At 43.7% G+C, this 19,942-nt stretch carries 17 protein-coding genes; 4 read left to right on the plus strand and 13 right to left on the minus strand.

Features of this window, described 5'->3' with window-relative positions; all coding sequences use genetic code 11:
• The 5 genes from FW759_RS13720 to FW759_RS13740 form a co-directional block, all read right to left on the minus strand.
• On the minus strand, positions 1-498 hold a 498-nt coding region (locus FW759_RS13720; RefSeq protein WP_446443250.1), incomplete at its 3' end, for a GTP-binding protein.
• Between the two features lie 224 nt (positions 499-722).
• On the minus strand, positions 723-2,849 hold the full coding sequence (gene fusA, locus FW759_RS13725; protein WP_062845509.1) for an elongation factor G: 2,127 nt from the start codon (positions 2,847-2,849) through the stop codon (positions 723-725).
• Between the two features lie 356 nt (positions 2,850-3,205).
• Positions 3,206-3,679, minus strand: a complete 474-nt coding sequence (gene rpsG, locus FW759_RS13730; RefSeq protein WP_062845510.1) for a 30S ribosomal protein S7 — start codon at positions 3,677-3,679, stop codon at positions 3,206-3,208.
• A 221-nt stretch (positions 3,680-3,900) separates the two neighbouring features.
• Positions 3,901-4,275 carry a 30S ribosomal protein S12 gene (rpsL, locus tag FW759_RS13735; RefSeq protein WP_011281154.1) on the minus strand — a complete coding sequence of 125 codons (375 nt, stop codon included), beginning with the start codon at positions 4,273-4,275 and terminating at the stop codon, positions 3,901-3,903.
• Between the two features lie 424 nt (positions 4,276-4,699).
• A complete protein-coding gene (locus FW759_RS13740; protein ID WP_446443267.1) occupies positions 4,700-5,881 on the minus strand; it encodes an EcsC family protein in 1,182 nt (393 codons plus the stop codon).
• Positions 5,882-6,491: 610 nt separating this feature from the next.
• On the opposite strand from FW759_RS13740, the gene FW759_RS13745 reads away from it, so the two are divergent.
• Together FW759_RS13745 and FW759_RS13750 are read left to right on the plus strand one after the other, a co-directional pair.
• Positions 6,492-7,727: a beta-ketoacyl-ACP synthase II gene (locus FW759_RS13745; RefSeq protein ID WP_062845512.1), complete on the plus strand. Its 1,236-nt coding sequence runs from the start codon at positions 6,492-6,494 to the stop codon at positions 7,725-7,727.
• 3 nt (positions 7,728-7,730) lie between these two features.
• A complete protein-coding gene (locus FW759_RS13750) occupies positions 7,731-9,476 on the plus strand; it encodes an anthranilate synthase component I family protein (protein ID WP_446443268.1) in 1,746 nt (581 codons plus the stop codon).
• Between the two features lie 86 nt (positions 9,477-9,562).
• Here the strand turns inward: FW759_RS13750 and hisC are convergent, their stop codons facing one another.
• The 8 genes from hisC to FW759_RS13790 all read right to left on the minus strand — a co-directional run bounded on the left by hisC (position 9,563) and on the right by FW759_RS13790 (position 17,728).
• Complete coding sequence (gene hisC, locus FW759_RS13755) at positions 9,563-10,696, minus strand: histidinol-phosphate transaminase (protein WP_446443269.1); 1,134 nt, start codon at positions 10,694-10,696, stop codon at positions 9,563-9,565.
• Between the two features lie 72 nt (positions 10,697-10,768).
• Positions 10,769-12,061 carry a histidinol dehydrogenase gene (gene hisD / locus FW759_RS13760; protein ID WP_446443270.1) on the minus strand — a complete coding sequence of 431 codons (1,293 nt, stop codon included), beginning with the start codon at positions 12,059-12,061 and terminating at the stop codon, positions 10,769-10,771.
• A 245-nt stretch (positions 12,062-12,306) separates the two neighbouring features.
• Entirely contained in the window at positions 12,307-13,002 is a 696-nt protein-coding gene (gene hisG / locus FW759_RS13765) for an ATP phosphoribosyltransferase (RefSeq protein ID WP_062845516.1), read from the minus strand.
• A 115-nt stretch (positions 13,003-13,117) separates the two neighbouring features.
• The gene (gene murA, locus FW759_RS13770) at positions 13,118-14,389 is read right to left on the minus strand and encodes a UDP-N-acetylglucosamine 1-carboxyvinyltransferase (protein ID WP_353670481.1); all 1,272 of its coding nucleotides are present in this window, start codon (positions 14,387-14,389) and stop codon (positions 13,118-13,120) included.
• 105 nt (positions 14,390-14,494) lie between these two features.
• Complete coding sequence (locus FW759_RS13775; RefSeq protein ID WP_201510270.1) at positions 14,495-14,740, minus strand: BolA/IbaG family iron-sulfur metabolism protein; 246 nt, start codon at positions 14,738-14,740, stop codon at positions 14,495-14,497.
• 185 nt (positions 14,741-14,925) lie between these two features.
• Positions 14,926-15,867 (minus strand): alpha/beta hydrolase, encoded by a 942-nt coding sequence (locus FW759_RS13780; protein ID WP_446443271.1) that lies wholly within the window; start codon positions 15,865-15,867, stop codon positions 14,926-14,928.
• Between the two features lie 341 nt (positions 15,868-16,208).
• Positions 16,209-17,048, minus strand: a complete 840-nt coding sequence (locus FW759_RS13785) for a BON domain-containing protein (RefSeq protein ID WP_446443272.1) — start codon at positions 17,046-17,048, stop codon at positions 16,209-16,211.
• Positions 17,049-17,230: 182 nt separating this feature from the next.
• Positions 17,231-17,728 (minus strand): YraN family protein, encoded by a 498-nt coding sequence (locus FW759_RS13790; RefSeq protein WP_095569738.1) that lies wholly within the window; start codon positions 17,726-17,728, stop codon positions 17,231-17,233.
• A gap of 160 nt (positions 17,729-17,888) precedes the next feature.
• On the opposite strand from FW759_RS13790, the gene rsmI reads away from it, so the two are divergent.
• Positions 17,889-18,824, plus strand: coding sequence for a 16S rRNA (cytidine(1402)-2'-O)-methyltransferase (gene rsmI / locus FW759_RS13795; RefSeq protein ID WP_095569737.1), 936 nt, complete (start codon positions 17,889-17,891; stop codon positions 18,822-18,824).
• A gap of 74 nt (positions 18,825-18,898) precedes the next feature.
• Positions 18,899-19,918, plus strand: coding sequence for an adenosine kinase (locus FW759_RS13800; RefSeq protein ID WP_062845523.1), 1,020 nt, complete (start codon positions 18,899-18,901; stop codon positions 19,916-19,918).
• Positions 19,919-19,942 lie beyond the last annotated feature (24 nt).

The following is a 19,942-nucleotide window of genomic DNA, read 5'->3' on the forward strand; positions in this document are numbered from 1 at the left end:
GTCACCTGGGAAGTCATAGTCGTTCAATAATTCACGAACTTCCATTTCTACTAGTTCTAGTAGTTCTTCGTCATCAACCATGTCACATTTGTTCATGAATACGATGATGTATGGTACGCCAACCTGACGTGATAGCAAGATGTGCTCACGTGTTTGTGGCATTGGGCCATCAGTTGCTGATACTACTAAGATTGCGCCGTCCATCTGGGCAGCACCGGTGATCATGTTTTTAACATAATCGGCGTGACCTGGGCAATCAACGTGAGCGTAGTGACGTGCTTCAGTGTCATACTCTACGTGTGAGGTGTTGATGGTGATACCACGTGCTTTTTCTTCAGGTGCTGAGTCAATAGACGCGTAGTCTTTGGCTTCGCCACCAGAAGTTTTAGCAGCTACTGTTGCGATAGCAGCTGTTAGGGTTGTTTTACCATGGTCAACGTGTCCGATGGTACCGACGTTGACGTGTGGCTTGTTACGTTCAAACTTGGCCTTTGCCATGGGTAATTCCTCTTTTTTTGGGGTCAAATGCTAGGTTCGTATCAATACGATAACTCAGACAATCTTGACCACTTTAAGATAATTGTTAAAAGGTCGCACATACTAATGTGCAGATATTATAAGAAAATCACGACCAATAACAAGTCTTTTAACAAGTTATTGGCGGATTCTCTACTGACAACCTAAAAACAGGCTCTACATTGTCAGATTCAATAGACGTTTATTTACTCGTCATCATCTTTAGAGTTGAACTTAGAGATGATTTCAGCAGCAACTGATTTTGGAATTTCAGCGTACTTTTGGAATTCCATTGAGTAAGTTGCACGGCCTTGTGACATAGAGCGCATTTGAGTGGCATAACCAAACATTTCCGCTAATGGTACTTCAGCACGAATCTGTTTAGTACCGCCAGGTAAATCTTCCATACCCTGTACTAAACCACGACGACGGTTAAGATCGCCCATGATATCGCCCATATAGTCTTCAGGCGTTTCAACTTCTACTTTCATTACTGGCTCAAGTAGCGCTGGATCCGCTGCCATGAAACCTTTTCTGAATGCCATAGAACCTGCCATTTTGAACGACAATTCATCAGAATCGACGTCATGGTAAGAACCATCATACAAAGTTGCTTTTACGCCAACCACTGGGTAACCAGCAAGTACGCCGTTTTTCATGCGCTCTTGGATACCTTTGTCAACAGCACCGTGGAATTCTTTTGGTACAGTACCACCAACAACTTCTTCAGCGAATTCGTATTCAGTTTCGCCCGCTGGATCAAGTGGCTCAAGACGTAACCAAACGTGACCGAATTTACCACGACCACCTGTTTGACGTACGAATTTGCCTTCTTGTTCAACAGTATTACGAATCGTTTCACGATAAGCAACCTGCGGCGCACCGATGTTGGCTTCAACGTTAAACTCACGCTTCATACGGTCAACTAGAATCTCTAGATGTAGCTCACCCATACCGCTGATGATTGTCTGACCAGATTCTTCGTCAGTATGTACACGGAACGATGGATCTTCTTTTGCCAAACGACCTAAAGCGATTGACATTCTTTCTTGGTCAGCTTTAGTCTTAGGTTCAACCGCTAGACTGATAACTGGATCTGGGAATTCCATACGCTCAAGAGTAATGACGTTGTTTTCATCACATAACGTATCACCAGTGGTCACATCTTTCATACCAACCAAAGCTGCGATGTCACCAGTACGGATTTCTGCAAGCTCTTCTTGAGAGTTTGCCATCATCTGTACGATACGACCAACACGCTCACGCTTCATTTTAACTGGGTTATAAACACTGCTACCCTGAGTCATTACACCAGAATAAACACGGACGAAGGTTAAGTTACCAACGAACTTGTCGTTCATGATTTTGAACGCTAGTGCTGAGAACGGTGCCTCATCTGACGCTTCACGAGTGCCTTCAGTTTCATCTTTGTCATCAAGGATACCGCGAATAGCCGGTACATCCATTGGTGCTGGAAGATACTGAATAACAGCATCTAGCATCTTTTGTACACCCTTGTTTTTAAAGGCAGTACCACAAAGAAGCGGGATGATTTCGTTATCAATTGTCAACTGACGAATAGCGCCATGGATCTGCTCTACAGTCAATTCGCCGTTTTCTAGATACTCATTCATGAGATCTTCGTTTGCTTCAGCAGCGCTTTCTACAAGATATTCACGATACTCTTCCGCTTTTTCTTGTAATTCAGTTGGGATCTCACGCTCTTCATACTGCATACCTTGAGAAGCTTCATCCCAATAGATAGCTTTCATGGTAACTAGGTCAACAACGCCTTCGAAGTCATCTTCTTTCCCAATTGGGATAACCAATGGTACTGGCTTACCACCAAGACGGGTTTTGATCTGTTCGATAACACGATAGAAATCAGCACCAACGCGATCCATTTTGTTTACGAAAGCAAGACGTGGTACTTTGTATTTGTTCGCTTGACGCCATACAGTCTCAGACTGTGGCTGAACGCCGCCTACTGCACAGTAAACCATGCAAGCGCCATCAAGTACACGCATAGAACGTTCAACTTCGATCGTGAAGTCAACGTGACCTGGTGTGTCAATGATGTTGATGCGGTGTTCGTCAAACTGTTTTGCCATACCTGACCAAAAACAAGTGGTTGCCGCTGAGGTAATAGTAATACCGCGCTCTTGTTCTTGCTCCATCCAGTCCATGGTGGCTGCGCCATCATGTACTTCGCCAATTTTGTGGCTAACACCGGTATAAAATAAAACACGCTCAGTAGTGGTCGTCTTACCAGCATCAATATGCGCTGAGATACCAATATTGCGATAGCGTTTTAGGGGAGTTTTACGAGCCATAGTGTTTTCCTAGGAAAAGTCGTGTATATAATAATGTATTGTGTCTCTACCTCATACTCTATGACAAAGCGTTCAGCTTCGTAATATTACTTACTGATTATTGAGCCTAATATGGACAAAAAAAGAGCAAATACTAAGAATAGTGCGGTATCAAATTTGGGACGCTTTCTAATTAAAACAATACATTTTTAGAGAGGCATCTTGATAGATATCCGCCATCTCAGTTGCTAATAGATAAGTCCTACTCACAACTTTTTCAATGATGGCGGTAATCAATAGAATAAACAACAATGTAAGATCAATTGATATGAGTCAATAATCTCAGGCTACTATTAAACAGTGAGTATAAGAGTAGCTTAGAAACGGTAATGAGAGAATGCTTTGTTAGCATCTGCCATGCGATGAACTTCGTCACGCTTTTTCATAGCAGCGCCTTTACCTTCGGCAGCATCATTCAATTCGCCTGCTAAACGCAAAGCCATTGATTTTTCTGAACGCTTAGCAGCAGCTTCTGCCAACCAACGCATAGCCAAGGCAGTACGACGGGAGGGACGTACTTCCATTGGTACTTGGTAGGTTGCACCACCAACACGGCGAGCTTTTACTTCTACCATTGGGCGTACATTTTCAAGTACTTCTTCAAAGAAAGATACTGGATCTTCAACTTTGCGTTTTTCACTTACTGTTTCAAGTGCACCATAAACGATACGCTCAGCAGTAGATTTTTTACCATCACTCATTACATGGTTGATGAATTTTGCAACAGTTTGGCTACCAAACTTAGGATCCGGTAGGATCTCACGGGCAGCAACGACGCGACGTCTTGGCATAATAAATTTCCTTATCTTCAGGAGTGTCCAACATTCACAACTTTATATTTATCTATTAGACATAATAGAGAGTTGTCAGTTAGCCTTACTGCATGGTGGTATGTTTTAAGCATAAACAGCTGATATAACATTGTTGGTATATAAGTAGCTTTACTGCTAACACCGAACCCATGCACAGTTATTGGGTAGTACAAAAAAGCTTAGTTAATAACGTTTAGCTATTAAACTTTAGGCTTCTTAGCACCATACTTAGAACGACCTTGCTTACGGTCTTTTACGCCTGCGCAATCTAATGCACCACGAACGGTGTGATAACGTACACCTGGTAGATCTTTTACACGACCACCACGGATAAGAACAACACTGTGCTCTTGTAGGTTATGACCTTCGCCGCCGATGTAGCTTGATACTTCATAACCTGAAGTCAAACGTACACGACATACTTTACGCATGGCTGAGTTAGGTTTTTTTGGTGTGGTAGTATATACACGAGTACATACACCGCGACGCTGTGGGCACGCTTCCAACGCAGGAACTTTTGACTTTTCCTTGATGGTTTTGCGACCTTTACGAATCAATTGGTTAGTTGTTGCCATAAGGCATCCTTCTCCCGTTTGGTATAAAACAAAAAAATGGGTTAATGCATCGTCCATCTGACAATAATGACAGACTTTAGAGCACCCATTTTTAGGACAGTGTATTATAAAGAGTTGTTGTTGCTAATTCAACCACTTATGCGTGATTGACCTTTACAACTTTTGATAGATATGCATTCCATCTACCTGCCCCTTACTGTATTTGCTCTGAGTAAACGATATATCAATAGAGATTCAGTAAATGGTAAGGTTATGAATGGTTTGAATACGACAGTCTGCATTGTAACTAGAGTAGTTCACAAAGACTAAATGGCGACATTACCTTGTTTTTCAAGAGCTATAAGATAACATCGCCCATATTAAAGTAAATAAGTTTTAATATGGGCGATTAAGAGATAAGGCTCAATAAATAGATGTGTCGTATTTACTTCTTTTGCTTATCGGCAGTTTTATCTGTCTTACTTACTTTTTTGCTATCCGCTGCGTTAGCTGACTCATCCTTCTTTTTACTGTTTTTACTTTCACTACCCTTCTCGTCCGCTTTCTTATCTGTATCATCGGCACTTTTGTCTTCCGAGCTCTGACTTTCAGCAGCCTTGTCTTCAGTATTTTGCTTTTTTTCTTTGCTAGAGAATTTACTGACTTCAGCTTCGCTCTTACTATCATCAGTAATAGCGCGGTTGGCAAGCTTTGCATCTGGTGCAAACGTCGCTTGCGCTACCCCAATGACCTCATCAATTAACTGGCTGTTATAACGTACACCTATCACAACTGCTGTAGCTGGTAGGAAACGGCGTATCCATGATAGATTGATTTGATCCAAGTCAATGCCTACTTGGCTAGCAATGCTGTCGATTTGTTGAGCATAAAAATTCACATTGTTGTTCTTCATACCTAAGTTTTTAAGCTCATTATGTAGACCACTGCTTTGGGCGTTATCCAGCAAGCCTTTACCGATACCAATACCAGCGAGCAATGCTTGCTTTTCTTGCATTTTGCTCAAATCGGCGTTCGCAAGTAGCTCATAAGCCATCTTCACACCTTGCTTACCAGTCAATGGCTTATTGTAGACGGCCGCTAGCTGATAAACGGTACGTAGCGATACTAATAACAACCACAATGTATCAGCCAGTAGGCCTGGAAGTCCTGCCAAACCAGTCAAGCCACCGATGGCTGCTAAAGCACGGTTTTGATTGGCAATATCGGTGGCAAGTGCATAACGCTCTTCATCATCAAGATTGGCAATATTGGCAAAACGATGTTGATTAGGCAAATCAATTTGGCTCCAATGAGCGGCCAATTTCGCCACTTGAGCGAATGCCCCATCGACCGTCGATTGGAAAAAGCTATTCGGTACCACTTTTTTGGCATATTTGCCATAAGTCGCAAAACGAGTACCAAGTAATTGCTGAGTCGCTTTTAGTGTCTGTTCACGAAACAGATCTTGTTGATAGTCTTCATCGCCCAAGTCGACCGCTTTGTATTGACGCGGTTTGCTGGTTTTAGCGTTCATGGTATCAATCATCGCTCCCACGCGCTCTAAATTGTTACGTGTGAAAGAGCCAACGGTACTGATACCTTTAGATAAAGAAGTCTGCTTTGCCATCGTGTTGTCCTTAATATGATGATTATTTTTACTTTATTATTTAATAATGAGTTTATGGAAACGATAAGTGTGCCATTCTAGCGAATCATTGCGGTCAATGTCAGTGCGAACAATGTTATTGCCCTCACCAATTTTGTATCTAAAAGTATAACTTACTTTATGGTTTTCACCATTGATGAATTACTTTTTTCAATTTACTTAGCGCAAAACTACACTTGCTTTAAGGATATAATGATATTGGCAAGATGAATAACTGGCTGACACTGTCTGTCATTAGTTACTTTTTCAAAAGCGTGCGATAGTAGCTGCTATTTTGTCATTATTTTGCACTTGCGCAAAGATTTTGTATGCTTGATACGTTATCATACGCCATCAGCTATAGCCTGATTGCAACGTCATTTGTATGAAGCCATCATCAATACAATGTTTTATGATGACAGCAGTCAAAGTTATAAGCAGTTAAAGCTATGAAAGAAGCATTTAACACTCAAGCAGCCTCTTTTAACATCTTATATAAGAGAGGCGCATTTGTGGTATTAAATGAAAAGTAGATCTTTAAAAACGATTATCAATAGTGATGAAGAAAATCATTACTCATAAGGAATAAAATATGCGCCGCGTTGTTATTACTGGGGCAGGGATTGTCTCTTGTATCGGACATGATTTGGCCACTGTTACTGCTGCTCTGAAACAAGGACAGTCTGGCATTACTTTCAATCCATCTTATGCTGAGCATGAGTTTAAATCGCACGTTAGCGGTAGTATCGATCAATCGATGCTTGATACAAGCGGTATTGATCGTAAATTAAAACGGTTTTTTAGTGATGCCAGTCTCTATGCTTATGTCAGCGCCTTGAACGCGATTGAGCATTCAGGTTTATCGCTTGAGACTATTAATAGTAACCCACGTGTGGGTTTGGTGGCGAGCTCGGGCGGCGCATCGACAGAAAATATCGTTAATGCTGTGGATGCCATGCGCGAAAAAGGCCTTCGCGGTGTAGGCGCCATGGCTGTGCCAAAAACAATGGGTAGCTCGGTATCAGCAGCGCTGGCAACTGGTTTAAAAATCCAAGGGGTTTCTTACTCTCTCGCTTCTGCTTGCGCAACATCGACCCATTGTATCGGTCATGCTGCTGAGCTGATTCAGCTAGGCAAAGCCGATGTGGTGCTGGCGGGCGGTAGTGAGTCTGAGCATTGGACGCAGTCTTGCATGTTTGATGCCATGGGTGCGGTAAGCACTCAATATAATGACACGCCAACGCTCGCATCAAGAGCTTATGACAAAGATCGCGATGGTTTTGTGATTGCTGCTGGCGGTGCCATGGTTGTTGTAGAAAGCCTTGAACATGCTCAAGCTCGCGGTGCCAACATTTTGGCCGAAATCGTTGGTTATGGTGCTAGCTCTGATGGTGCAGAAATGGTTGCCCCAAGTGGTGAAGGCGCGGTTCGTTGTATGCAGCAAGCGTTAGCTGAAGCAGGGTTAGAGAGCGTTGACTATATCAACAGTCATGGCACCAGTACCCCTCTCGGTGATATCACTGAGCTTAAAGCGATTGCCAAAGTGTTTGGAGACGATGCTAGTAAAGTGCCTCCTATCAGCTCAACAAAATCGATGACTGGTCACAGCTTGGGTGCGGTTGGTGCGCAAGAATTGATCTATTGCTTACTGATGCTACAAGAAGGCTTTATTGCCCCGAGTATCAACGTTGAACAATTGGATCCTGCAGCAGAAGGCTTTGATATTGTCACTCAAATGCGTGAAACCAATCTTGAAACACTAATGAGTAACAGCTTTGGCTTTGGCGGCACGAATGCAACCTTGATCATTAAAAAGTTTGATGCTTAAAAGATGCCTGTAGAAAATCACAATACCACTGAGCAGACAGATTCTGCCCCATCGCCAGTTACCATTCGTAGCTGGCGTTTTGGTGATCTGCCTGCTGCTGAACTGATACTGCAACTACAAAAGCATTTATTAGCACAAAATAGCAAGGCACTCTGGCAACTGGTTTGGCTAGACAATGATGGTCAGCCAGTCATTGGGTTGTTACCGAAAACAAGCTGGGTGGTCACCCCCAATTTTGAAACCCTATCTGACCCGTTGTCTGTCACTTATCAAGTGACGAAACATTGCCGCGATGTTTGTATCAATATTGATGATAACGCTGCTAATAGCGCTGCGATCAAAACTACGCAAATGAGTTATGCTAAGTGGCAGGATGAATTGATTGCCTACAGTCAAACCTATGAGAGCCTTAGCACTGATATAAAACAATCAGGTACTGGCAATCGAAAGCCAAATTATCATCATGGTCTGATAGGCTTTATTGGTTATGATATTGCCGCTCATGCATTAAGCCCAGTTGCTGCTATTCACTTGGCCGCGCAACCTTCTGCGGTATTGGGACACTATGATATTTATCTAATACCAGCCTCACAAGATGTCACATCGGCTTGGACATTAACTGTCCATCAAACGGACGATACTTCTGATATAAGTGATGAGCGTCAGCATAAAAATACGCTTGTGACAGCCCTTACCTCTTATTTGGACGCTTTTGATAAAACATTGTCTGACTCCAATAATTATATGGATCAAGCAACGCCTAAAACAGCCTTACAGCCTGTGCCTTTGGTCTTAAAGGCACAATGGGATAAACCCGATTATCAAATGGCGTTTGACCAAACCCAAAACTATCTACAACAAGGCGATTGCTACCAAATCAATCTTACTCAAGCATGGCAAGGCAGCCTTACCTATCAGGATACCTCTGGCAAATCTCTATCAAGTCTTATTAATCACTTACCCAATCTCCAACAGAATACTCAAGCACCGTTTGCTGGATATTTAAACGTTCAGTACGGTTATCAAACGCATGGTAGTCCCAACCATGCTAAACAAGCAGCCAGAGTTACTGAGCAAAAAAATACTTTTGAATTATTAAGCTGTTCACCAGAGCTGTTTTTTACGTTTATCAAAGACCGCAAAACGGGCAAACATCATATACGCACCAAGCCTATCAAAGGGACAATGCCTCGAGGCATCACCCCTGAACAAGACAATGCTTATAAACAGCAACTGATCAATAGTGAAAAAGACCGTGCTGAAAATGTCATGATTGTTGACTTGCTGCGCAATGATTTGGGCAAATATGCCAAAATCGGTAGCGTAAAAGTACCACAACTATTTGCCATTGAAAGCTTTAGCAATGTCCATCATATGGTCAGTACCATCACCGCTGAACTTAAAGCGGACACTCATCCATTGGCAGTATTATTTGGCAGTCTGCCTGCAGGCTCCATCACGGGCACACCCAAAAAACGGTCGGTTGAAATTATCTCTGAGCTAGAGGCTGCTCCGCGCGGCGCTTACTGCGGCACTATGGGTTATATGAATTTTGATGGTAGTGGTCAATGGAATGTCTTGATTCGTACCATTCAAGCCAATCATCCATTCGCTAATGGCATAGAGCAACAAGGACATGTTAGTTTGTGGGCAGGTGGTGGTATTACGGTTGCTTCTGATTGTGAGGCGGAGTATCAAGAGTGCTTGGATAAAGTGGGCAACTTGCTGTCAGTACTCGCTCAAAAATAAAGCCTGCACAATTAATATTGGCAGGCTCTACAACTGGTACTCATCAACATCACGTACGTTTGGGCTATTAATTATCAGACCAAATATTAAATAGTAGCGATCTCAGCATCCGCTTCTAATGCTTTTAAAGCAGTGATCAAACGCTGGTTTTGCTCGGCCGTACCAACCGTAATACGCAAATATTCATTGATACGTGGCTTATTGAAATGACGGACAATAATGCCCTGCTCACGTAAAGCACTAGCCACTGCACTCGCATTGCCACCTTTAGGACGAGCAAAAACAAAATTGGCATGGGATGGCAACACGTTATAATCTAGTACCGTCAATTCAGCCGTTAGTGACTGGCGCAAATCGATGACTTGCTGACGCATTTGTTCAAAATAGTCGGCATCCAAGACACTGGCGGTAGCACCAGCTTGTGCCAATTTATCTAAAGGAAAACTGTTAAAGCTATTTTTCATGCGCGTCAATGCTTCAATCAATGATGCATTACCAAAGGCCATGCCTACGCGTAAGCCTGCAAGTGACCGTGACTTTGAAAAAGTTTGGGTGACAAGAATATTGTCATACTCATTAATAAGACTCACAGCTGATACCTGAGCGTCGACATCACCTTCTTTTATCTGAGCAAAATCAATATAAGCCTCATCAATCACGATTACGGCATTTGTGTGTTCGCTAGCAAGCTTGCGAATATCGGCGAGCGATAACAGTAGACCCGTGGGTGCATTGGGATTAGCGATGATAATGCCACTGCACGGTTGGCGATACGCATCTGGGTCAATACTGAAATCTTCTTCCAAGGCAATTTGCACCAAATCCACACCAAAAGTCTGTGCATACACAGGATAAAAGCTATAGCTGATATCAGGTGCCAATATAGGTCGCTCTTTTAAGAAAAAGCTTGCAAACACTAATGCCAAGACTTCGTCAGAGCCATTGCCGACGAATACTTGATTGGTATCAAGATGGTATGTTTCTGCCAAGGCGCTACGTAAATCATCAGACTCTGGCGCTGGATACAAACGCAAGTCGCTTGCTTGCTGCTCCAAAACTTTGGCGATTGCCTCCCCTACTTTTGGTGAAGGCGGAAACGGGTTTTCATTGGTGTTTAATTTGCATAAATTGTCATGTTGCGGCTGCTCACCTGGAACATAAGGTGACAAGTTACGTGCTTTAGATGACCAAAGTCTGGTGTCTATCTTTAACTCACTCATAAGTTATCCTACTATTCGCCACAAAAACGATTAAATATCAAAAGTAATTTTTAACATGCTTAGCTTATATTATTAAGAACGATAACGCGCCGAGCGAGCATGGGCTTCCAAATCTTCGCGCTGGGCTAAAATATCTGCTGTCTTCGCTAACGGCTTACTACCCGCTTCACTACAATAAATAAGAGAAGATTTTTTCTGAAAATCATAAACACCTAAAGGAGAAGAAAAACGCGCGGTACCTGATGTGGGTAACACATGGTTCGGCCCTGCACAGTAATCGCCAATCGCTTCTGGTGTGTGACGACCCATAAAGATAGCACCTGCATGGCGGATATCATGAAGTAGCGCATCCGGTTCGTCCACAGACAATTCCAAGTGCTCAGGCGCAACGCGATTAATCACTGCCATGCCCTCTGCCCGATCTTTGACCAAAATAAGTGCGCCACGGTTTTGTAAAGAGTCACGGGCAATATCTGCTTTTGGCAATTCAGCCAACGCTTTTTCTATCTCAGTTGCAACTGCTTTTAATTGCGCTTCGCTGGTGGTGACAAAAATGGCTTGTGCAATACGGTCATGTTCAGCCTGTGACAATAAATCCATGGCCAGCCAATCAGCGCGATCTTGCGTTTCGCCCTCTGCATAAACCAATACCTCAGACGGCCCTGCAATCATATCGATACCGACTTGACCGAACACAGCACGTTTGGCTGCCGCCACATACTTGTTGCCAGGCCCTGTAATTTTGTCCACGGCTGGAATCGTCTCTGTCCCATAAGCTAATGCAGCAACGGCTTGGGCACCGCCAATGGTGAAGACGCGATCAACTTGCGCTAAATGAGCGGCTGCTAATACCAAGGGATTTAAAATGCCTTTAGGCGCGGGTACCACCATGATAACCTCGGCTACGCCAGCAACCTTAGCAGGGATGGCATTCATAAGCACTGATGACGGATAAGACGCAAGACCACCCGGTACATAAATACCGACGCGATCAAGCGGCGTGACTTTTTGACCCAATCGATTACCCAGTTCATCCTCATACTGCCAAGTTTCTTGTACTTGACGTTCATGAAAGGTCTGTACCCTCGTGGCCGCCGTCGTCAATGCCGTTTTGACTTCATCATCAAGGTTGGCAAAGGCGTCGGCAAGTGACTCTTTGGACAGCTCCAACTCTTGTATGGTGGTTGCTGGATGCTGATCGAACTGCTGAGTCAATGCCAATAATACGCTGTCTCCATCATGACGTACTTGCGCAATGATATCATCAACCGTCTTTAATAAATTGGCATCATTGACCGTTTCAAAAGCAAGCAGCTGTGTCAATTGACTGTCGAAATCGGCGTCTTGAGTACTGAGTTGGCGCATGACTAAATCCTGTGTTTGAGCCTATTATATGACTATAAAAAATGAAATTTCAGGAAAAAATAGAAAGTAATAAGGGCGATTTACCCATGTATTTATTATGATCTGACTCTGATTATACTGAGCTTTTATTTTCAGGCAAGTAAATACAACAAAACCAGTTTAGCACGCTATGTCTACCATAGAACGCCAAACTGGTTTAAAAATTTGTATAACAACGCTTTGTATTATCAATGGTTACCACTGACTCATGAAGCGTTAGCAATACTGTTTTTAAAGCTATCTAAAATTGGTTCAAGTAACGCAAATTTACGCTTATAACTGACTTGATTGACGATCAGGCGTGAAGAGACATCGCAGATATGGTCTCGTGCTTCAAGACCATTCGCGCGCAACGTATTGCCAGTGTCAACCACATCGACAATTAAATCACCTAAGCCAACTAATGGCGCAAGCTCCATAGAGCCATAAAGCTTAATCACATCCACTTGCTGACCTTGGCTCGCAAAATACGCGCGCGCCACATTGACGTATTTGGTGGCAATACGCAAACGACGGTTGGGCAATGGCGCATCTTTGACACCAGCGGTCATCAGCTTACATTGAGCAATCTGCAAATCTAATAACTCATAAACATGATTGGCGCCATGCTCTAGCAATACATCTTTACCTGCCACACCGAAATCAGCCGCCCCATGCTCTACATAAGTGGGCACATCACTTGCACGTAAAATCAATACACGCACATTGGGATTGGAGGTCGGAAAGATGAGTTTGCGCGAGGCCTCAGGGTCTTCTAGCAAATCAACGCCAGCCGCACGTAGCAGTGGCATCGTCTCTTCTAAAATACGGCCTTTAGATAAGGCCAACGTTAACCCAGAAAACGTATCATTTACTTCGTTTAATAAACCACTGGCAGGTATTGGTTTTGTTGCTTCAGTCATAATGGCATCATGTCCATATATAGTGATTGTCCCCGCTGACCGAGGACTGCTAATTTTTTAATGATAAAAACATATAGTGGCAATAAATATCAAATGCCTAATCGATTTATAAATATTAATCATTAGTGTTGATACGTTTGATGCTCACACCAAGACCACGTAATTTATTTTCAACATCTTCATAACCACGATCAATGTGATAGATACGGTCGATTAAGCTATCACCTTCAGCCGTCGCTGCTGCCATGACCAATGACATCGATGCACGCAAATCGGTTGCCATAACAGGTGCGGCGGTAAAGTTCTCAACCCCTCTGATCACTGCCGTATGACCATCAACTTGGATAGACGCACCCAAACGGTTAAGCTCTGGAACATGCATATAGCGATTTTCAAAGATATTTTCGATAATCGTACTAGTACCATCAGCCAAGCAGCAAATCGCCATCAGCTGCGCTTGCATATCTGTTGGAAAACCTGGATGCGGACGAGTACGGATATCAACAGGTTTTGGACGTCCTGTCATCTGCGCACGAATCCAATCATCACCTGTCGTAATCACAGCACCCATGGCTTCAAACTTTTCAAGTACTGGATGCAATAAAGACGCTGTGGTCTTTTTGGTCAATACATCACCGCGAGTCATCAACGCGCCAGCAAGGTAAGATCCAGTTTCGATACGATCTGGCACCACTGAATACTCACAACCATGAAGACGCTCAACCCCTTCGATGGTCATGGTAGCGGTACCAATACCACTTATTTTGGCACCCATCGCAACCAGCATATTGGCCAAATCAACCACTTCTGGCTCAAGGGCACAGTTACCTAACACTGTCGTACCTTTGGCAAGGGCAGCCGCCATAATTACGTTTTCAGTACCACCAACCGTCACCATATCAAATGAGAAATGACACCCAAGTAACTTACCACCTTTTGGTGCTTGCGCTTTGACGTAACCGTTCTCGACACTAATTTCAGCGCCCATCGCTTCGAAAGCTTTGAGATGCTGATCGACAGGACGTGAACCAATTGCACAGCCACCTGGTAGCGACACTTCTGCTTCACCAAAACGTGCCAGCAATGGTCCTAACACTAAAATCGAGGCACGCATGGTCTTGACTAAGTCGTATGGCGCATAGAAATTATCGATATTTTTGGTATCACAAGTGACCGTATCGCCCTGCTTTTGGATGTTAATACCCATACCACCAATCAATTCAATCAATGTTCGCACATCTTGCAGCGATGGTACATTATGTAACGTCGTTGGAGTCTCAGCCAATATCATGGCTGCAAGCAATGGCAATGCAGCATTTTTGGCGCCTGAAATAGTAACTTCCCCTGCGATACGACTACTACTACCAGTGATTAAAAATTGATCCATAGAAATGACAACCTAGCGATGAGTATAACAATAATGAAAAACAAACCCTTTATGACCAACTACTTAGATAGCTGATCTAAAAAGTTTGAAACGATAAGTGGCGATTTAGCCTTTTGATTGAACATCCCACTCTGCAGGGGTTAATGCTTGGATATTGAGTGCGTGAATATCGCCACTCGCAATTTTATCGTTGACCAATGCATAAACCGCTTGCTGACGCTGTACGGTACGTTTGCCTTCAAAACTGGCATCAACCACGCGTACATCAAACTTATTACCTTGGTTGGCAGCCTGAATAAAAGCGTCTGGGAAATGAGTTTGTAAAAATGTAATCAGATCGTCAGCGTTCATGCTCATAGAATATTCTGCCTTAAATTAGAATAGAGTATAGATTTAAAATAGTCGCCATTATAACAAGAGTTTGCGTATCTTACAGTACTGTCTTGTGCAGCGATATAGGTAGTAACAGTCGCGTGTAAGGCCAGCAAAATTTCCGTTACTGATATTTAGGTAAGCCACTTAATAGGAATTGACTATTACAGCCTCTTATCCAAATACGCCAACACCTGCGCTCGCACGTCATTAACCCAGCGTAATGGCGGCGCCATCGCACCGATACTGGTGGCATGACTTGCTCCTTTGATTACGCCATTGTCGACTGTGACGCCAGCCGCTTTTAATGCTTCCGTCATTTTAATGGCATTGGTATCATAAACAACTTTATCTTTTTCAGCCGTTAGCAACAAATACGGCGGCTGCTTACCTTTAATTTGACGATCTGGCATTACCTGATCTGGTGTTGCGTTAGGGCCAAAGGCGGTTGCACTATCAAATTTACGGAAGTCATAACTATAAGGGCCAGCAATGCCAATCACAGCGCTAATATCTGTGGGCTTCATACCGTATGGTGCTAAAAAATCCTCATTGGCAATGGCGGCGACAGCATTGAAGGCGCCTGCTGAATGCCCTATTACTGCCAACCGATCAGGATCTGCGTAAAAGCTATTGGCATTGTTATGGCTCCATGCAATTGCTTGAGCAGTGTCTTTCACATAATCAGGGTACACATGGCTAGGCGCTTTACGGTAATTGATGACAGCCGTAACATAACCTGCTTGCGCCAAACTCTGTCCAACAAAAGCATATTCTTCTTTGCTACCATTTTCCCACGAGCCGCCATGGACGAAAACCACCATTGGATAAGTCTGAGTAATGGCACTTTCCGCTTTCATTGCTTGCGCCAACGGTTTCGGATAATAGATATCCAAATCCTGTGAGGGTTCATCACCATACAAGATGTCTTTACTTACCCCAACACCACCATTGGTAGTGATACCGTTGACAACAGCAAGTGCCGATAAAGCTTGGGCTTGTTGCGTTGCTAAAACAACGCCGCCTATCGCGAACGCCGCTGTAATACCAGTCTTTGTGATTGTACGCGTTTTAATCTTCGATGTAATTTCATTTACGCCATTCATAACCAGTGTTCCCATTATATGTATGTAACTGATGATTAGCAGAGCGATGGTCACGTATTATTTTGTTCTATTTGGTTCGGACCATATCATCTACTTTTACCATACGTATTTTACGTTCTGACTGACGCTTTATCGTGTTTTTACTGTTATCCGTGTTTAGTTTTATTGTCAGTAAAAGATTGATAATAATGATTAAAAAACCTCTCAACAATATTGCTCTAAATCTGATAACAAACAACGGGGTAACAAATGAGGTGGCAATAAATCAAAAAACCGTCATGGCCGATTTGGACATCATGACAGTTTTGTATCAATGACCCATTTTCGCCAGTGACTGGATTTTATTGATTCTGATAAAGGTCGATATATTCGCTTGATGACGACTGATCGACTCTCGCCCCTTCCTCTGTAACAATGATTGGCGTTGCAGTGATTGCAGTGCTCGTGGTTTCTGGCACGGTACTATTATCCACATTCGATACAGCTGATCTCTCTGCCACTGGCGCAGGATTGGCCAAATTGTCTTCATACATAATATCGTCTTCGCTTATCTTGACTCCTCTATCATCCACGACCGTTGTCAATAGTACCAACTCCGTTACACCAACCGTGCTATTGGCAATATCAATCAAGTGACTTTGCTGAGTGGGTGTCACACGCCCCATAATATAAACCACACCAGCGTTGGTTACCGCTTTAACTTGGGAGGCTTTCACACCATCGCTGGAGGCCACTTTTGCCATTAACTTTGAGGTAATATAACCATCGTGGACCGTTGAGCTGTAACCTTTTGAGGCACTAACGTCCAACTCATTATAAACACGGCGTACATCTGGCATGGAGCTGACGACTTTTTCTACTTCTTCTTTGATCGCTTGAGTGGGTACTTCACCTGTTAACAATACCTCACTATTGAAGCTATCAATGCCCATGCGACTGGTTTGCTGTAGATCTTCTTTTAGACCGTACACATTGATTTTGACCGTATGTTCGATACTACGATCTAGCAGACGCTGCGGTATGGTACGCTCCGTCATCGGTACACCATACGTACCTTCAGTACTGTTGGTTAGATAGTTGGTGGTACAGCCAGTACTAATCACAGTAGCCACTAGCATAACGCCTATCGCAGTACGACGTGATGAACCAAAAATAGCAGGGCGCAAATACATCCGTCTCATGATTTACCTCTTAGAGCAGGGTTGTGAGAATTGTAGAGAATCAATTAAGCGAGTAAGAATTCACTTATCGCGTTAACTCAGCTACTTTACTGAATTTTTATTCATGGCGGTTAGGTTTTTAGTAACGGTGACTGACGGTCAGGCCGATTTTATCTTTTAAAAAAAGTGATAGTACTCCCCTATCACCATGCGCTTGCGACAAAAGCCCCTTGCAGCCACTCAGGTTGACTGTCCACCAATTGTCCTTTGGACGACATTTTACTCGACGTATTATAAGCAATTACATCAAACCGGCAGTCATACTGCGCATACTCGGGATGCTGCTGCAAAAAATATTTGGCCGTTTTAATCACTTTGCGCTGTTTGCTGGCAGTGATACTGAGCGCGGCATCACCAAAACCTGAACGTTTACGCTGGCGCACTTCAATGAATACCACTGTGGACCATGTAGGGCCTGTCTCAAGCATCACCAAGTCTAATTCGCCCACTTTTGGCTGTTGCCAATTTTGGGCAATCAAGCACAGCCCTTGCGCCTGCAAAAACGCACACGCCTGCTGTTCAAACTGACCACCTTGACGTTGTTTTGGTGACGTTAAAATCAAGGTGCTACAGGAGGTCTTGTGGTTTGCCATAATGGTTGTGGGTCTAATCAACATTTCAGAATTATCATAGCACAACATGCTAAACTAACCACTTTTGCGCCATCTGTATCTACTTACGTTAGCCATGACTATTATATTATTTGCTCATTCATTATTTTATTGAGACAAAAAACCCATGCTAACCATAGATTTAACGGTGCCTACTATTTTTAATATTTTTTAATCATTCGAGGTTTTCATGTCTACCCCTACTGCGATGCCAGCTTGTCTCTATATTGTTGCCACGCCGATTGGTAATCTTACTGACATGACACCGCATGCAATCGATATTTTAAAACAAGTGGCTATTATTGCCTGCGAAGACACCCGCACTTCAGGCAAGCTCTTGTCACATTTTGGTATTGATACCCGAGGCAGTAAAGCGGACGATACAGAGTCAGTGAGTCCTGATGCCGATGTTGATACTGGCGTAAGACAAAAAGGACATCACAAGCTTTGGGCCTATCATGAACACAATAGCGCCATTCAAACCCCTAAAATTATTGAGATGATCCAGCAAGGTCACTCAGTTGCTTTGATCAGCGATGCGGGCACGCCTTTGGTGAGCGATCCAGGGTATCAATTGGTACAAGCAGCGCACGCGGCAAAGGTGATGGTATCACCGATTGTTGGTGCTTCTGCTGCCATTGCCGCATTGTCAGTGGCAGGGCTGCCGTCTGACCGTTTTAGCTTCATTGGTTTTTTGCCTGCAAAAACACATGGTCGCCAAAAACAGCTCAATGCGTTGCACACCCGTACCGAAACCTTGATATTTTATGAAGCACCGCACCGTATCATTGCCAGTTTAGAAGACATGAAAGCTGTATTTGGGGCAGATCGTGAGGTGACTTTTTGCCGTGAGTTGACTAAGACGTTCGAAACGGTTCGTAAAAGCACACTTGGCGACTTGGTTGAGTTTGTAAAAGCTGATGACAATCAGCAGCGCGGTGAAATCGTGGTGGTAGTGGCTGGCATGAATGTCGCGCAAGATACCGATGATATCAGTGTTCATGATAAGTTATTAGAGCGTCTGTTAGAAGACCTGTCGGTTAAAAAGGCGGCGGCATTGGCAGCTGACATCACAGGTGTCAAAAAAAATGCGCTGTATCAACGTCTGCTTGAAATCCAAGCCTAGTACGATGATGCACCACACTGCTCACAATAAAATGTAAAAATGGGACAAATAAATTCATTGAAAAGGGGTAAGCAATGTACGATGTAATGGCAATAGGTAATGCTTTGGTTGACCACGAATACTTGGTGTCGGATGCGGCATTAGAAGAGATTGATTTAACAAAGGGCAATATGACGCTGGCAGGTTTTGAAGAACAGCAGCAATTGCTTGCTTACTTCAAACTTTCTGAGATTGATCCATCAAAACAAGCAGGTGGCGGTTCAGCTGCAAATACCATGTATGCTTTTGCCAGTCTTGGTGGTAAACCTTTTTATGCGTGCCGCGTTGGTGATGACGACCAGGGCGCGTTTTACCTCAGAGACTTGCATGAAGCTGGCGTTGCCACCTCAGATAAGTCTATTCATGATGGCGGTGTGACGGGTTCTTGTGTGGTCGCGGTCACCGAAGATGGCGAGCGCACCATGCAAACCTACCTTGGTACGTCAAGCGATATCACAGCTGACAACGTGGATTTTGATGCGCTGACGCAAGCAGACTGGTTATATATAGAAGGCTATCTGGCCATGTCTGAAAGTATCCAACCTGCAATGACACAATTACGTCAACAAGCAGGCATTCATGGCGCAAAGATTGCTGTGAGCTTTGCAGATCCTGCTGTGGTAAAGTTCGCCAAAGACGGTTTGCTCAATATACTCGGCAACAAAGTAGCGGTGATATTTTGTAATAGCGAAGAAGCCAGATTATTCACGGATAAAAAGCAACTTAAAGCGGCGGCACGTGCCCTACTTGACTATTGCCAAACAGCGGTGGTGACCGATGGTGCCAATGGTGCCATCATCGCCCATAAGCCTGATACTGAGTCAGATATCGAAGTCTATGAGGTTGCGACTCCTGTGGTGGCCAATGTGATTGATACCAATGGCGCGGGTGACAATTATGCGGGCACATTCTTGTATGCACTGTCTCAACACTATACCTTGCCAGAATGCGGACGCCTTGCCAGCGAAGTATCCGCACAGATCATTCAGCAGTTTGGGCCACGCTTAGCCTCACAAGATTACAAAGACATTGCTCAACGCGTGCTTTCTGCTTAAAATCGAGACACGTGTTTCTCGTCC

This window comes from Psychrobacter sp. 1176_08 (genome assembly GCF_052850615.1).

What these genes read in the sequence shown, in the direction of transcription:
- fusA (WP_062845509.1), bottom strand. Translation starts at nt 2,849, where the DNA reads ATGGCTCGTAAAACTCCCCTAAAACGCTATCGCAATATTGGTATCTCA.
- rpsG (WP_062845510.1), bottom strand. Translation starts at nt 3,679, where the DNA reads ATGCCAAGACGTCGCGTCGTTGCTGCCCGTGAGATCCTACCGGATCCT.
- rpsL (WP_011281154.1), bottom strand. Translation starts at nt 4,275, where the DNA reads ATGGCAACAACTAACCAATTGATTCGTAAAGGTCGCAAAACCATCAAG.
- FW759_RS13740 (WP_446443267.1), bottom strand. Translation starts at nt 5,881, where the DNA reads ATGGCAAAGCAGACTTCTTTATCTAAAGGTATCAGTACCGTTGGCTCT.
- FW759_RS13745 (WP_062845512.1), top strand. Translation starts at nt 6,492, where the DNA reads ATGCGCCGCGTTGTTATTACTGGGGCAGGGATTGTCTCTTGTATCGGA.
- FW759_RS13750 (WP_446443268.1), top strand. Translation starts at nt 7,731, where the DNA reads ATGCCTGTAGAAAATCACAATACCACTGAGCAGACAGATTCTGCCCCA.
- hisC (WP_446443269.1), bottom strand. Translation starts at nt 10,696, where the DNA reads ATGAGTGAGTTAAAGATAGACACCAGACTTTGGTCATCTAAAGCACGT.
- hisD (WP_446443270.1), bottom strand. Translation starts at nt 12,061, where the DNA reads ATGCGCCAACTCAGTACTCAAGACGCCGATTTCGACAGTCAATTGACA.
- hisG (WP_062845516.1), bottom strand. Translation starts at nt 13,002, where the DNA reads ATGACTGAAGCAACAAAACCAATACCTGCCAGTGGTTTATTAAACGAA.
- murA (WP_353670481.1), bottom strand. Translation starts at nt 14,389, where the DNA reads ATGGATCAATTTTTAATCACTGGTAGTAGTAGTCGTATCGCAGGGGAA.
- FW759_RS13775 (WP_201510270.1), bottom strand. Translation starts at nt 14,740, where the DNA reads ATGAACGCTGACGATCTGATTACATTTTTACAAACTCATTTCCCAGAC.
- FW759_RS13780 (WP_446443271.1), bottom strand. Translation starts at nt 15,867, where the DNA reads ATGAATGGCGTAAATGAAATTACATCGAAGATTAAAACGCGTACAATC.
- FW759_RS13785 (WP_446443272.1), bottom strand. Translation starts at nt 17,048, where the DNA reads ATGAGACGGATGTATTTGCGCCCTGCTATTTTTGGTTCATCACGTCGT.
- FW759_RS13790 (WP_095569738.1), bottom strand. Translation starts at nt 17,728, where the DNA reads ATGTTGTGCTATGATAATTCTGAAATGTTGATTAGACCCACAACCATT.
- rsmI (WP_095569737.1), top strand. Translation starts at nt 17,889, where the DNA reads ATGTCTACCCCTACTGCGATGCCAGCTTGTCTCTATATTGTTGCCACG.
- FW759_RS13800 (WP_062845523.1), top strand. Translation starts at nt 18,899, where the DNA reads ATGTACGATGTAATGGCAATAGGTAATGCTTTGGTTGACCACGAATAC.